This is a genomic window from Streptosporangium sp. NPDC004631 (assembly GCF_053601935.1).
The window spans coordinates 234,817-248,424 of sequence record NZ_JBSGCR010000004.1 but is presented as its reverse complement, the minus strand read 5'-3'; the positions used below and the strand labels follow the sequence as shown (position 1 = coordinate 248,424).

General features: G+C 68.8%; 15 protein-coding genes. 10 read left to right on the top strand and 5 right to left on the bottom strand.

Annotation, left to right across the window (positions count from 1 at the left end):
* Window positions 1–134 precede the first annotated feature (134 nt).
* Window positions 135–485, bottom strand: a complete 351-nt coding sequence (locus ACWEF2_RS05955) for a hypothetical protein (RefSeq protein ID WP_453812331.1) — start codon at window positions 483–485, stop codon at window positions 135–137.
* A complete protein-coding gene (locus ACWEF2_RS05950; protein ID WP_453812329.1) occupies window positions 461–712 on the bottom strand; it encodes a hypothetical protein in 252 nt (83 codons plus the stop codon). Before ACWEF2_RS05950 ends, ACWEF2_RS05955 begins: the two co-directional genes overlap by 25 nt.
* A 219-nt stretch (window positions 713–931) precedes the next feature.
* Here ACWEF2_RS05950 and ACWEF2_RS05945 point away from each other — a divergent pair, with 219 nt between their 5' ends.
* Together ACWEF2_RS05945 and ACWEF2_RS05940 are read left to right on the top strand one after the other, a co-directional pair.
* Entirely contained in the window at window positions 932–2,245 is a 1,314-nt protein-coding gene (locus tag ACWEF2_RS05945; protein WP_453812327.1) for a helix-turn-helix domain-containing protein, read from the top strand.
* 18 nt (window positions 2,246–2,263) lie between these two features.
* The gene (locus ACWEF2_RS05940; RefSeq protein WP_453812325.1) at window positions 2,264–2,623 is read left to right on the top strand and encodes a hypothetical protein; all 360 of its coding nucleotides are present in this window, start codon (window positions 2,264–2,266) and stop codon (window positions 2,621–2,623) included.
* 222 nt (window positions 2,624–2,845) lie between these two features.
* Here the strand turns inward: ACWEF2_RS05940 and ACWEF2_RS05935 are convergent, their stop codons facing one another.
* The 3 genes from ACWEF2_RS05935 to coaA all read right to left on the bottom strand — a co-directional run bounded on the left by ACWEF2_RS05935 (window position 2,846) and on the right by coaA (window position 5,190).
* Window positions 2,846–3,610, bottom strand: coding sequence for a hypothetical protein (locus ACWEF2_RS05935; RefSeq protein ID WP_453812323.1), 765 nt, complete (start codon window positions 3,608–3,610; stop codon window positions 2,846–2,848).
* A gap of 38 nt (window positions 3,611–3,648) precedes the next feature.
* Window positions 3,649–4,038 carry a hypothetical protein gene (locus tag ACWEF2_RS05930; RefSeq protein ID WP_453812321.1) on the bottom strand — a complete coding sequence of 130 codons (390 nt, stop codon included), beginning with the start codon at window positions 4,036–4,038 and terminating at the stop codon, window positions 3,649–3,651.
* A 219-nt stretch (window positions 4,039–4,257) separates the two neighbouring features.
* Window positions 4,258–5,190, bottom strand: coding sequence for a type I pantothenate kinase (coaA, locus tag ACWEF2_RS05925; protein WP_453812437.1), 933 nt, complete (start codon window positions 5,188–5,190; stop codon window positions 4,258–4,260).
* Between the two features lie 139 nt (window positions 5,191–5,329).
* On the opposite strand from coaA, the gene glmS reads away from it, so the two are divergent.
* From glmS to ACWEF2_RS05885, 8 genes are all read left to right on the top strand, one after another.
* Entirely contained in the window at window positions 5,330–7,174 is a 1,845-nt protein-coding gene (glmS, locus tag ACWEF2_RS05920; RefSeq protein WP_453812319.1) for a glutamine--fructose-6-phosphate transaminase (isomerizing), read from the top strand.
* 157 nt (window positions 7,175–7,331) lie between these two features.
* Window positions 7,332–7,682 carry a holo-ACP synthase gene (locus ACWEF2_RS05915; protein ID WP_355594117.1) on the top strand — a complete coding sequence of 117 codons (351 nt, stop codon included), beginning with the start codon at window positions 7,332–7,334 and terminating at the stop codon, window positions 7,680–7,682.
* Window positions 7,683–7,751: 69 nt separating this feature from the next.
* Window positions 7,752–9,230: an NAD(P)H-hydrate dehydratase gene (locus ACWEF2_RS05910; RefSeq protein ID WP_453812317.1), complete on the top strand. Its 1,479-nt coding sequence runs from the start codon at window positions 7,752–7,754 to the stop codon at window positions 9,228–9,230.
* 29 nt (window positions 9,231–9,259) lie between these two features.
* Window positions 9,260–10,375, top strand: a complete 1,116-nt coding sequence (gene alr / locus ACWEF2_RS05905) for an alanine racemase (protein WP_453812315.1) — start codon at window positions 9,260–9,262, stop codon at window positions 10,373–10,375.
* A gap of 20 nt (window positions 10,376–10,395) precedes the next feature.
* The gene (locus tag ACWEF2_RS05900) at window positions 10,396–11,580 is read left to right on the top strand and encodes an alpha/beta fold hydrolase (RefSeq protein WP_453812313.1); all 1,185 of its coding nucleotides are present in this window, start codon (window positions 10,396–10,398) and stop codon (window positions 11,578–11,580) included.
* Window positions 11,577–12,020 carry a tRNA (adenosine(37)-N6)-threonylcarbamoyltransferase complex ATPase subunit type 1 TsaE gene (gene tsaE / locus ACWEF2_RS05895; protein WP_355594109.1) on the top strand — a complete coding sequence of 148 codons (444 nt, stop codon included), beginning with the start codon at window positions 11,577–11,579 and terminating at the stop codon, window positions 12,018–12,020. Before ACWEF2_RS05900 ends, tsaE begins: the two co-directional genes overlap by 4 nt.
* 198 nt (window positions 12,021–12,218) lie before the next feature.
* The gene (locus ACWEF2_RS05890) at window positions 12,219–12,932 is read left to right on the top strand and encodes a hypothetical protein (RefSeq protein WP_453812311.1); all 714 of its coding nucleotides are present in this window, start codon (window positions 12,219–12,221) and stop codon (window positions 12,930–12,932) included.
* 7 nt (window positions 12,933–12,939) lie between these two features.
* Entirely contained in the window at window positions 12,940–13,491 is a 552-nt protein-coding gene (locus ACWEF2_RS05885) for a class F sortase (RefSeq protein WP_453812309.1), read from the top strand.
* The last annotated feature ends 117 nt before the right edge of the window (window positions 13,492–13,608 follow it).

The following is a 13,608-nucleotide window of genomic DNA, read 5'->3' as shown; positions in this document are numbered from 1 at the left end:
GGAGGGGGACGACGCGGGCGGGTCGGGTGACGACTCCGCCCGCGTCACGCGCGGGTCCGGTCACCCCTCAATGCCGGAGCCCGCGCGGGTGGTACGGCGCGGCGGCGATGGGGGAAGGAGGCCGCCGCGCCTGTTCAGCGGGGGCGGCGGGGGTAGGGGGTGCCGCCCCGGGTGGGGGTGGGGCGGTGGCCGATCAGCGCGTCCGTCTCCGCCTGGCGCATCCGCTCCTCCAGGCCCTCGGGGGTGCGGTCTTCGAGCATGACGGGGGTGGGGGCGGGCCAGGCGGCCAGGGCGTAGAAGCGGCGGCTGCCGGGGCCGTACAGCACGATCCAGCCCGGCAGGGAACGTTCCAGGCGCTCGGCCTCGGCGCGGGCGCGCACGTCCCAGAGGCGACGGGAGACGGTGGCGCGGGCCTGGCCGGTGCGGTGGCGTCCGGGGGTGCGGGAGTCGCGGCGCCACATCACGACGTCACCCCCTCGGCCCACGCGGTCTCCTGGGCGGGGACCCGTCCGGCCGCCTCCTCCTGCCGCTCGACCTCGGCCCGCAACTGCTCGAAGGTGTCGCCGTCCACCGTGCGAAACGGCGGGGCGTACCACTCGGTTTCGCAGGGAAAGGGCTCCACACGGCTGGCCCAGAACCGCCCGGCGTCACTGCGGATCACCCGCCATCCGGGGATCGCCGGTCCGGTCGGTGGGGGTTCGGGGTGTTGCATGGTTCGGGACCTCCATTCTGATCAAGGGCCGTCCGGTCGTCCCAAGCGCTGGGCGGCCCCGATTTGTTGGTTGCTGTGTGTGCTCCGAGGGAACATGGCTGGGGGCAACCGGTCCAGAGCGGAATTGGCGCATCCTTGTGGCATCTCCTGATGCATCTACGTGGCATCTCATACTCTGACCTCGGTGAATGTTCTCTGAGCTTCCCCCGGAGGCACGGTATGGCGCACAAGCGGCAGCACTTCACAGATCGCCGGAAAGCGGTCGGCTATAGCCAGGAATCACTCGCTGCTCGCCTTGGCGTTGACCGTTCGACGGTTGTCCGTTGGGAGGGCGGCTGCACCGAACCCCAGCCCTATATCCGGCCGAAGCTTGCCAAGTTGTTGGCGGTGACTCCTTCCGAGCTTGACGGGTTGCTTGCACCCCCACCGTCAGCAGAACAGACTCCGTCTGTGGTCACTCCACCGCTACGGCCTACTGTCGCATTGGTTCGCGCGGCGCAGGAGGGTGATCTTGATGCAGATGGGTTGGACGATATGAACCGTCGAGAGCTGCTCTGTGCCCTGTCCATAGCAGGTACCTACATCGCCCTACCGTCTACGGGCGCCGGTATGGACAGTAATCTTCCGAGTCTAAGTGGCCCCGCTGATCTTGATGAGTATGAACTTCTGAACGCTCACCTCTGGCAGGTTTTTTCGTTATCCAAATCCAAGCAGGCGGTTTACCCGCTGGTGCGCCAGCAAATAGGGTTACTTACCGCTGGTTTGGGGCAGTCACATTCGGCGGGGAAGCATCGGCGCCTATGTATTTTGATCGGCGACCTCTTTCAGCTCGCTGGAGAAATATATTTCGACGGTAACCGCTATACCGATGCCGCCTATTGCTACATGCTTGCGGCCAGTTCCAGTAAAGAGGCCAACGCTTATGATCTTTGGGCTTGTGCGCTGATTCGGCATGCTTTTATTGGAATATGTGAGCGAAACTTTACTGAGACGATTCCAATGCTTTCTGTTGCTTCACGGGTGGCGCAGCATGGAGACAGTCAACTTTCGACGCGGTATTGGGCTGCCGCTGTCCAGGCGCAAACATTCGCTGGGCTCGGCGATGTAGAGGGCTGTAAGCGGGCGTTGGACTCGGCGGATGAAGTGCGCGCCCTAAGTGGAGATGTGCATAACGGTGGTTGGCTGCGCTTTGACGGTTCGCGTCTCGCTGAAGAGCGAGGGACCTGCTATGTAGAACTTGGGCGGCCGGATCTTGCTGATGTGGCGCTCACGCATGCACTGAGTCAAAAACTTTCTCTCCGCCGTAGGGGGGGTGTGCTGACAGATCTTGCTCTGCTGGGTTTCCAGCGTCGAGATGTTGACCAAGTGCTTGAGTATGGCAATAATGCGCTGGAATTGGCCAGACAAACCGGATCCGGTTATATTGGTCGTAGGCTTCAAGAGCTACATAAAAAACTGCCACCGTTTTTCATGGACGGCCGTATTTCCGAGCTGAGCGACTGTATCGCAATGCTTGTCCGTGGTCTCGTGTAATGAGAGAGGAATTGAGCTGTGTCGGATGAGTCGGGGCGTGTTTTTCGTGAGGCGTGGATCGCCGGGGTCAGGAGGCATTATCCGGGGGAGCCGAAGCCGGGGTACGTCACGCCCTGGGAGGAGACGCCGGACTGGGAACGGCGGGCCGCGAGTGCCGTGTACGGCCAGGTGCGCGACTTCGTCGCGGTGAGCGACGGTAATACAGCCAGGCTTAGCCGTGAGCAGAAGGGGCGGTTCGTGGCGGTGTGCTGGATCGCCCAGATCTATAAGCACATCCCGGACCCGAAGCCGGGTTATGTCGCCGATTGGGATGATCTGCCGGAGTGGCAGCGGGAGACGGACGCCGACATCTTCGAGCGCGTCGAGTGGGAGATGTAAGTGGGGCGAAGGTGAGAGCCGTCTGCCCCTCCGAGGGATAGTGGGCTGGGCGGTCCATGCCGGATATCAACACCTGGGCCACGACCGCGCGGCTCACGGCCGTCGTCGAGATCCCAGGCGCGCTGTGGCAGGACGGGACCGAATCCATCTGGGCAGGCGCACTCAACCGGCTCGCCTAGGCGATGGCCATGCTTGCGAGATCGACTGAGCTGACCGCTTCGGTTATTTCTTGCTCCAGCCGCCGATGACCTTGCCCAAGGCAATCACCACCATCCCTATGGCAAGAAGGGCGAAACCCTCCATGGCCGTACGCGGTGGCCATCCTTTCGCGGCCAACTCGGTTATGGTCATCTCTCCTCTGGATAAAGGGAAGGCCGGGGAGGCGAACATGTAGAAGCCAACGAAGGAGATCGCTATTCCCGCTATCTCCACCAGCTTGGACAATCCTCCCCCGAGCGACCTCGAAGTCCTGCTTGTGCGCGAGTGCATCTTGGCGGTGATGTCTCTGGCTGTCGGATGGCCGTGCTGTTTCTGTCGCTCTTTCAGGAACTGACCTATTACGGTGAGAATTGCTCCTATAAAGAACCCGACAAATATGTTGGGAAAACTGTGCCGGGATGAGCCGTTTCCCCCCAGAGCCCCGCTGATCATGCCCAGCGCAACGCTCCCCATGCAGACCAGTAGACCAATGCCGTAGATGAAGCCGCCGAGGCTGCGCAAAGAGCCGCGAGGAATGTCGCCGTCATATTCGTCCAGTAGGTCTTGCATCGCGCCACGGATGGCTTCGGCGTCCGCGCCGTGGATTGCCGTTGAGTTTACATACACCACCCCGCCCTGCTCCAAGTACACATTCGTATCCGCGAACTGGATGACATTCCTGTCGTGTGAGCGCATCGACTTCTTCAGGTAGTCGATGTCCCGATCGTCATATCTTCCGCCGGCGATCTTTTGGAGGATGGCAAGAATGATGTCGTCGCTATTGGACACGGCCCTCACCGCAAGCTTTCTCGTATCCTGCTTCAGGCTTAGGTGTTCTTGTTTCCGATATGAATCTGAGACGAGCCCTCGCTGTAGATGTTGTTCGTTCCGTATTGGTTCACCGAACGCTTTTCGGTTACGCCCTGCCCATCCGGGGGCGTCGTGGGCGCCGACCTGGGCGGTGAGGGCCGGTCGCTTTCACGGGGGAGCGGGGAACGCTTGGCCCGGCGTATCTCAATAATCCCTGGAATGGCCAGTGCCAGACCGGCCAGGGCAACGAATAATGCCAGCACGGTTGCAATCTTCTCGGCCTGTTCGAGGCCAACCACAGCGAAGTAGACGGCCAGGCCCGTCGCCGTTCCGGCCGAGACAACGCCACCCACCCACATAAGCGCCCCTCGTGACATGGCGCCATTATCCAGCGGTCGCATGATCATTTATAGGTCAACCGGGAAGGGTAGTATTCATGTCCCATTCCGGCGATAGGGTTTTGTCCGTTGTGGACGGCGGGGCCGGATGCGCTGTTCGCGTCCTCATTTCCCCTACGAGGGGTCGCAGCAGAGCGATTGTGCTGCACCGTGGGTCGGGGTTCTGGAGTTCTCATCGCCCCTGCGGGGGGCGTGACGAGGCTTCGAAAGGGGTTTCCCGGTGGGGGGTTAGATGCGGCGGAGACGGACGCGGCGGATTGAGTGGTCGGGGCCCTTGCGGAGGACCAGGCCCGCCCGGCCCCGGGTGGGGGCGATGTTCTCCAGGAGGTTGCGTTCGTTGATGTCACTCCACACGTTCTCGGCGAACGTGGTCGCCTCCTCGTGCGACAGCTCGGCGAGGTGCTTGAAGTAGGACTTGGGGTCCTCGAAGGCCGTACGGCGCAGTTTGTGGAAGCGGTCGACGTACCAGTCGCGGATGTGTTCGGCCTTGGCGTCCACGTAGATGGAGAAGTCGAAGTAGTCGTTGACGGCGAGCGCGGTGGGCGGGGCGGACTGCAGGACGTTGAGGCCCTCGACGATGAGGATGTCGGGGCGGCGCACCGTCTGTGTCGCGCCGGGCACGATGTCGTATTCGAGGTGGCTGTAGACCGGGGCGCTCACCTTGGGCACGCCGGCCTTGACGTCGGCGACGAACCTGACCAGGGCCCGCCGGTCGTAGCTCTCCGGGAAGCCCTTCCGGTGCATGATGTCCCGGTCGGTGAGGATCTTGTTGGGGTAGAGGAAGCTGTCGGTGGTGACGAGGTCCACCCGGGAGTGCTCGGGCCACCGGGCCAGCAGGGTGTGCAGCAGCCGGGCGGTGGTGGACTTGCCGACCGCGACGCTGCCGGCGATGCCCAGGATGTAGGGGGCGGGTCCCTGGCCGGCGCCGAGGAAGGTGTTGACCGCCGCGCTGCGCTGCCTGGCGCCGGTGAAGTGCAGGTTGAGCAGCCGGGTGAGCGGCAGGTAGATGTCGGTGACCTCCGCGAGGTCGATCGGGTCGTCGACGCCGCGCAGTTCCTCCAGTTCGTCCTCGGTGAGCGTCAGAGGCGTGTTCTTGCGGAGTTCGCCCCACTGCGCCCGGCTCAGCTCCACGTACGGCGTCGCGTCCCACCCGTTGGCCATAGTCACGAAGCCTACTGAGCGGTCGGAAACGACTCTCCGGGGGGACGGCTTTGCCTGATGGCGGGCAGGATTCTTGGGTTCCCGGGGGGGTTCTCCATAGGCTCAATGGTCGATCTTTCAGAGAGAAGAGGGGGTCGCCATGTGCGGAATTGTGGGATATGTCGGTCAGCGCCAGGCCGTTGAGGTCGTGGTCGAGGGACTGGGGCGGCTGGAGTACCGGGGGTACGACTCATCGGGAATCGCCCTGGTCGGGACCGACGGGCAGCTCACCGTGGAGAAGCGGGCGGGCAAGCTGGTCAACCTGCGCTCCGTGCTGACCGAGCGGCCCGTGGCGCCGGCCACGGTCGGGATCGGGCACACCCGGTGGGCCACCCACGGCGCGCCGACCGACCGCAACGCCCACCCGCACACCGACTGTGACGAGCGGATCGCGGTCATTCACAACGGCATCATCGAGAACTTCGCCGACCTCCGGGCCGAGCTGGAGAACGACGGGCACAAGCTCGCCTCGGAGACGGACACCGAGGTGGTGGCGCACCTGCTGGAGGAGTTCGCCGAGGAGGGGCTGGCCGAGGCGATGCGCCGGGTGTGCCGGCGGCTGCGGGGGGCCTTCACGCTGCTGGCGGTCTCGGTGGACGAGCCGGACGTGGTGGTGGGCGCGCGGCGGAACTCGCCGCTGGTCGTCGGGCGGGGGGAGGGGGAGAACTTCCTCGGCTCGGACGTGGCGGCGTTCATCGCCTACACGCGTGAGGCGGTCGAGCTCGGCCAGGACCAGGTGGTCGAGTTGCGGGCGTCGGGGGTGACGGTCACCGACTTTCACGGGGCCCCCGCCGAGACGCGCGACTATCACGTGGACTGGGACGCCTCGGCCGCCGAGAAGGGCGGCTACGACTACTTCATGCTCAAGGAGATCGCCGAGCAGCCCCGGGCGGTGGCGGACACGCTGCTCGGCAGGGTCGGCCCCGACGGCATGCTGGTGCTGGACGAGATGCGGCTGTCGGACCAGGAGCTGCGGGACGTCAACAAGATCATTGTGGTCGCGTGCGGCACCTCCTACCACGCCGGGCTCATCGCGAAGTACGCCATCGAGCACTGGGCGGGCATACCGTGCGAGGTCGAGCTGGCCAGCGAGTTCCGCTACCGCGACCCGATCCTCAACCGCGACACGCTGATCATCGTGATCACCCAGTCCGGCGAGACCATGGACACGCTGATGGCCGTACGGCACGCCCGCGAGCAGCGGTCCCGGGTGCTGGCCATCTGCAACGTGAACGGTTCCACGATCTCGCGCGAGTCCGACGCCGTCCTCTACACCCACGCGGGCCCGGAGATCGCCGTCGCCTCCACCAAGGCGTTCCTCACCCAGCTGGTGGCCTGCTATCTCGTGGCGCTCTACCTCGCCCAGGTCCGGGGGACCAAGTTCGGTGACGAGATCACCCAGATCATCGAGCGGCTGACCGAGATGCCGTCCAAGGTGGAGGAGGTGCTCGGGACGTCGGAGAAGGTCCGCAAGCTGGCCAGGTCGCTGGCCGACGAGCGGTGCGTGCTCTTCCTCGGCCGCCACGTGGGCTTCCCGGTCGCGCTGGAGGGGGCGCTCAAGCTCAAGGAGCTGGCCTACATGCACGCCGAGGGCTTCGCGGCGGGGGAGCTCAAGCACGGGCCGATCGCGTTGATCGAGGAGGGGCTCCCCGTGGTGGTCGTGGTGCCGTCCCCCACGGGTCAGCACGTGACGCATGAGAAGATCGTCTCCAACATCCAGGAGATCCGGGCCAGGGGGGCCAAGACCATTGTCATCGCCGAGGAGGGCGACACCGCCGTCGAGCCCTACGCCGACACGCTGATCCACATCCCCGCCGTGCCGACCCTGCTCCAGCCGCTGGTGGCCACCGTGCCGCTCCAGGTGTTCGCCTGCGAGCTGGCCGCGGCCAAGGGGCACGACGTGGACCAGCCCCGCAACCTGGCCAAGTCCGTCACGGTGGAGTAGGCGCGGCCCCCGTCGGTGCCGCCGTGGCGAGCCGTTGTCCACAGGCTGTGGACAACGGCTATGGATTGCCGGTGAGTAAAACGGGGAAAGGGGGGGCGAAATCCGGATCTGGTCGGCTCTTCGCCCTGATCGGGCGGGCCTTCGCTAGCCTGGAAGCGTGATCGTGGGCATCGGGGTGGACGTCGTGGACGTCGCGCGGTTCGAGGCGTCGCTCGTCCGGACGCCCGAGTTGCGGGCGCGGCTCTTCACCGAGGCGGAGCAGGTGCTGGCCGTGCGGTCCCTGGCCGCCAGGTTCGCGGCCAAGGAGGCGGTCGCCAAGGCGCTCGGCGCGCCTCCCGGCCTGGCCCATCTGGACGCCGAGGTGCGCAGGGGCCCGTACGGCAGGCCGGAGCTGCACGTGAGCGGCCGGGTCGCCGAGGTCGCGGCCACGCTCGGCGTGATCCGCTGGCACGTGTCGCTGACCCACGACGGCGGCGTGGCCGTGGCCTACGTCATCGCCGAGGGCTGAGTCACCCGCCCCGCCCGTCGGCCGTGCCGGAGCACGCGCCGGTGATCGGCGCCCGATAGCGTCGCAACCATGCTGACCGCGTACACCTCCGATCAGATCAGGGCGGCCGAGGCGGCGCTCATGGCGAGGCTGCCCGAGGGCACGCTCATGCGACGGGCGGCCTTCGCGCTTGCCGTGACCTGCGCGGGGATGCTCGGCGACGTGTACGGCTCGCGCGTGGTGATCCTGGTCGGCGCGGGCGACAACGGAGGCGACGCCCTCTACGCCGGAGCGCGGCTCGCGGCCAGGGGGGCCAGGGTGGACGCGGTCCTCGCCGGGGCGCGGGTCCACGAGGCCGGACTGGCGGCCCTGCGAGAGGCGGGGGGCCGGGTGACGGACGTTCGCGGCGCCGCGCCCGCGACGGTTCGCGATCTTGTCCGGGGGGCGGACCTGGTGATGGACGGGCTGGTCGGCATCGGCGGGACGGGGGCGTTGCGCGAGCCGTACGCCACCCTCGCCGGCCTGACCGGTGAAGCGCCCGGCGCGGTGGTCGCGGTGGACGTGCCGAGCGGGGTGGACGCCTCCAGCGGGCGGGTCGAGGGGGCCGCGGTCCGCGCGGACGTCACGGTCACCTTCGGCGCCCGCAAGGTCGGGCTGCTCGTCGATCCCGGCGCCGAGCACGCGGGGCGGGTGGAGTTCGTCGACATCGGGCTCGGGCCCTACCTGCCGGATCCCGGGGTGTCCGCGCCGACCGGCGCCGATGTGGCGGCGCTGCTGCCCAGGCCGGGCGCGGGCTCCGACAAGTACAGCAGGGGGGTGGTCGGCGTCGCGGCCGGCAGCCGGTCCTACACCGGGGCCGCGGTGCTGGCCGTGGGCGGGGCGATCCGGGCGGGGGCCGGCATGGTCCGCTACGCCGGGGTCGCCGAGCCGGTGGCGCAGGTGCGCGCCCGCTGGCCCGAGGCCGTGATCACGGAGCTGGAGCCCGGCGAGGGGGTCGACAGGGTGGACCGGGTGCAGGCGTGGGTGCTCGGGCCCGGCCTCGGCACCGGCCCCGAGGCGCTGGCCCTGGCCCGTTCGGTGCTGGCGAGCGACGTCCCGGTGCTGGTGGACGCCGACGCGCTGACGCTGGCGGCCCGGGACGGCGCGCTGCTCCGCCGTACCGCGCCGGTGCTGATCACCCCGCACGCCGGAGAGCTGTCCCGTCTGCTGGGAGTGCCCCGGGCGCGGATCGAGGCCGGCAGGCTTGAGCACGTACGGCGGGCCGCCGAGGACCTCGGCGTGACCGTGCTGCTCAAGGGCTCGACCACGCTGGTCGCCGAGGAGGGGCTGCCGGTCAGGGTCAATCTCACCGGTAGCCCCTGGCTGGCCACCGCCGGCACCGGGGACGTGCTGGCCGGGCTGGTCGGCGCGCTGCTGGCCGCGGGGCTCGGCGGATACGACGCGGCGTCCTGCGCCGCCTATCTGCACGGACTCGCCGGGCGGCACGGCCCGCTCGCCGCCGGGGACGTCCTGAAAGCCCTTCCCGGGGTCGTCGGGTCGGTCGCCGACCGGCACGGACACGGCCCCTGACCTGCCAGACTGGAAAGATGAGTTTCCCGATGACCCCTGCCGAGGCGCGGGTGGACCTCTCCGCGATCCGGGCCAACGTCGCGCTGCTCGGCGAGCACGCCCCGGGGGCCGAGATCATGGTCGCGATCAAGGCCGACGGCTACGGGCACGGCCTGGTGGCCGTCGCCGGGGCCTGCCTGGAGGGCGGCGCCACCAGGCTCGGCACCGCCTATCTCCGGGAGGCCCTCGAACTGCGGGCCGCGGGGGTCACCGCGCCGGTTCTGTCGTGGATCATCACACCGGGTGAGCCGCTGGAGGAGGCGATCGTCCAGGGCGTGGAGCTGTCGGCCGGGGCCGTGGGCATGGTGGACGCGATCGCCGGGGCGGCGCGCCGTACCGGCCGGGTCGCCCGGCTGCATCTGGAGGCGGACACCGGCCTCTCGCGGGGTGGCGCGGTGCTCGCCGCCTGGCCCGCGCTGGTGGACCGCGCCTTGGCCGGGCAGGCCGAGGGGACGATCGAGATCGTCGGGCTCTGGTCGCACTTCGCCTGCGCCGACATCCCGGGGCACCCGTCCATCGAGGCCCAGCTGACCGCGTTCGACGAGGCGGTGGCCTTCGCCGAGAAGGCGGGTGCCGGGGGATCCCAGGTGATCCGGCACATCGCCAACTCGGCGGCGACGCTGACCCTGCCGCAGGCGCGCTACGACATGATCAGGCCGGGCCTGGCGGCCTTCGGCCTGAGCCCCGTGCCCGAACTGGGAGACTTCGGGCTGCGCCCGGCGATGACCCTGGTGGCGCGGATCGCGCTGGCCAAGAGGGTGCCGGCGGGCTCCGGCGTGTCCTACGGGCACCTGTACGTCACCGATCGTGAGACCACGCTTGGCCTCGTCCCCCTCGGGTACGCGGACGGTGTCCCCCGTCACGCCACCGGCCGGGCGGAGGTGCTGGTGGGCGGCGGGCGGCGGCCGATCGTCGGCCGCGTCTGCATGGACCAGTTCATGATCGACATGGAGGACGAGTCGCTGACCGAGGGTGACGAGGTCGTTCTGTTCGGTGACGGTTCGCAGGGTGAGCCAACTGTGCAGGAGTGGGCGGATTCCCTTGGCACGATTACGCATGAGATTGTGACCGGGATCGGTTCGCGAGTTCCGCGCGTTTACCGGTGAGAGTCAGGTCAGGGGGGCGCATGAGCACTACCACACGGCGCAAGGTCGGTATCGCGGGTGTCGTCGTCGGCGCCGCCTCCGCCGGGGTGGCCGCCGCGGCCCTCGCCAAACGGTACGCCGTCGGGCGCATCAGGCTCCGGCCCGACCTGGAGGCGAGCGAGCCGCTGGGCGAGTTGCGCGGCCGGCCCACCGCGGTCACCACCTCCGACGGCGTGTGCCTCTACGCCGAGGTGGACGGCCCCGAGGAGGCCCCGCTGACCGTGGTGTTCTGTCACGGTTACACGCTCAACCTGGACTCCTGGCACTACCAGCGGAGTGACCTGCGCGACTCCTACCGGCTGGTCCTGTGGGATCAGCGTTCGCACGGGCGCTCGCCGCGCACCGACGTCGACGACTCCACGATCGACCGTCTCGGCGACGACCTGGCCGAGGTGATCGAGGCGCTGGTGCCGGGCCCGTGCGTGGTGGTCGGCCACTCCATGGGCGGCATGACGGTCATGGCGCTGGCCGACCGGCGCCCGGAGCTGTTCGGCGAGAAGATCAAGGGCGTGGCGCTGATCTCCACCTCGGCGGGCAAGCTGGCCGAGATCTCCCTGGGGCTGCCCGCGCTGCTGGCCAAGGCGGTGCACAAGGCCACGCCCGGCACGGTGTCCTTCCTGAGCCGCGGTGGCACGCTGGTGGACAGGGGGCGCCAGGTGGGCAGCGACGTGGCCTTCCTGGCCCTGCGTCACCTGGGCTTCGGCGACTCCAGGAACGTCAGCCCCACGGTGGTGGACTTCGCCGAGTCGATGATCCGCTCCACCCCGTTCGAGGTGATCGCCGACTTCTATCCGGCGCTGATGTCGCACGACAAGCTGAGCGCCCTGGACGTGCTGGACGCGGTGCCGACCTCCATCATGGTCGGCGACAAGGACTGGCTGACGCCGGTGGAGCACAGCAAGGCCATGGCGGCGGCGCTGCCGCGCGCCCGGTTCACCGAGGTCTCCGGCACCTCGCACCTGGTCCAGCTGGAGCGCCCGACCGTGGTCAACGACGCGCTGCGCGACCTGCTCAAGCGGGCGGCCACCGAGGGCGCGGGGCCGCCGAGACCGACCGGGCTGCCGGGACCGGCCAAGCCGGCTGGACCGGCTGAGCAGACTGGACCGATTGAACAGGCTGATCAGGCTGGACCGGCTGGACCGGCGGCGGAGGAGAGTGGGCAGTGAGGGCCGTACCGACCGCGGAGAGCATGCGGGAGCTGGGCGCCGAGTTGGCCGGGCTGTTGCGCGCGGGAGACCTGGCGGTGCTCTCCGGGCCGCTCGGCGCGGGCAAGACGACCCTGGTCCAGGGGATCGCCGACGGGCTCAAGGTGCGCGGGCCGATCACCTCCCCGACCTTCGTCATCGCCCGGGTGCACCCCTCGCTGTCGGGCGGTCCCGCGCTGGTCCACGTCGACGCCTACCGGCTCGGCGGGGACCTGGAGGTCGACGATCTGGACCTGGACGCCTCGCTGGAGGAGTCGGTGACGGTCGTGGAGTGGGGCGAGGGCCTGGTCGAGGGGCTCGCCGACGACCGCCTGGAGATCCTCATCGAGCGCGGTGAGTCCGGTGAGGACCGGACGGTACGGCTGCGCGGGGTCGGCGCCCGCTGGCAGGGCGTCGTCTGACTCCCCGGTCATCCGATTCGCTGCCTGATTCACCCCCGTAGGCGTGGGAATCCTGGCAGGCTGGCACTACGTCCCACTTGATATCAATCATCGGGGTCGAAGATCGATTCTTGCGGGTATGCCCATGTTTAATGGGAAACAGGCGGGAAGTTGTGCCGGGCGAGGGTCGTCGACCGGACTGCGGAGTGGAGTGCGACGGTGCCAAGAGTCAGAGGTGTCGCGGTTCTAGGGGCCATCGCCCTGTTCGGGGTGGCCGGATGCGCGGCGGGGGCGAGCTCGGGCAGCCCGGGGGAGGCCGTTTCGCCGGTCGCCAGGCAGACGGCGATCAGCAGGGAGAACATCGAGGTCCAGCTCCAGCCGGCCCGCGCCAAGGCGGGGCAGAAGGTGTGGGTCCTGGCCAACTGCCCGATTCCCGAGGGTGGTCCCGAGCATCGGGGCACCTCCTCCTCACTGGCCTTCCGCGCGCCGGTCACCCTCGACCCCATCATGGCCACGCCCAGCCCCTCGGCCCCCGCCGGGGCCACGCCCGCGGCGCGGCCCTGGGTCCGCGGCCAGGCCGTCGTCGCACCCGGCACCGACGCCGGCGTCTACGACGTCAACGCCAGATGTGAGGGGACCAACGACACCGGCAAGGCCAGCCTCAGGGTCGTGGGCGACGGCAAGCCGAGCGACAGGCCGACGGACGGACCGAGCGAGAAGCCGAGCGAGAAGCCGACCGGCGGGCCGAGCTCCACTCCCAAGGCGACCCGCACCGTCATCAGCACCCACGGACCAGGCACGGGCGGCGGCGGTACCGCCGCCGACGGCCCGCACGGCGACTCGGGCATGCCGTTCGGGGTGACCGGGGTCCTGCTGGGGGTCGCCCTCGCCGGAGGCGTGGGGGTCGCGGTCGCGCGTCGCCGCCGCTCGTAGCCGGCCGATGGCAGAGTCCCCCCGCTGGTCACGAATCGTCGTGGCCGGAGTCGTCACCGGCGTCGTCATGGTCGCGCTCGACAAGGGCGGCGGCGTGGACACGGCGCCGGCCCGCAGGCAGGTCGTGCCCAGCCGCCTCGACATCCCCTCGCTGGGCGTCAAGGCGCCGCTGATGAAGCTCGGCGTGACAGACGGCCAGATCGAGCTTCCGCCGTTCGAGAAGCCGGACACGGCGGGGTGGGTCAAGGAGAGCGCGGTCCCCGGCGACCCCGGTTCCGCGGTGATCCTCGGGCACGTCGACACCAAGACCGACCCCGCGGTCTTCTACAGGCTCAAGCAGATGCGGGCGGGGCAGGCCATCAAGGTCACGCGGAGCGACGGCAAGGTCGCCCAGTACCGGGTGGACTCCATCGAGCAGGTGAGCAAGGACCGGTTCCCGGCGGACAAGGTCTATCTTGAGGACGGTCTCCGGCTCATCACCTGCGGCGGCGACTTCGACTGGAACAGGCACGAGTACCACGACAACGTCATCGTCTACGCCACCCTCGTCAAGACCTGACCCTCGCGCGCCGGGCTCGCCGGTGCCGGTCTCGGCCAAGGGCACGCCGTCGCGCCCCGACCCCCCGCGCGCCCGGCCCGCCATGCGGGGACGGACCCGGGGGCCTCGCGCGACGGA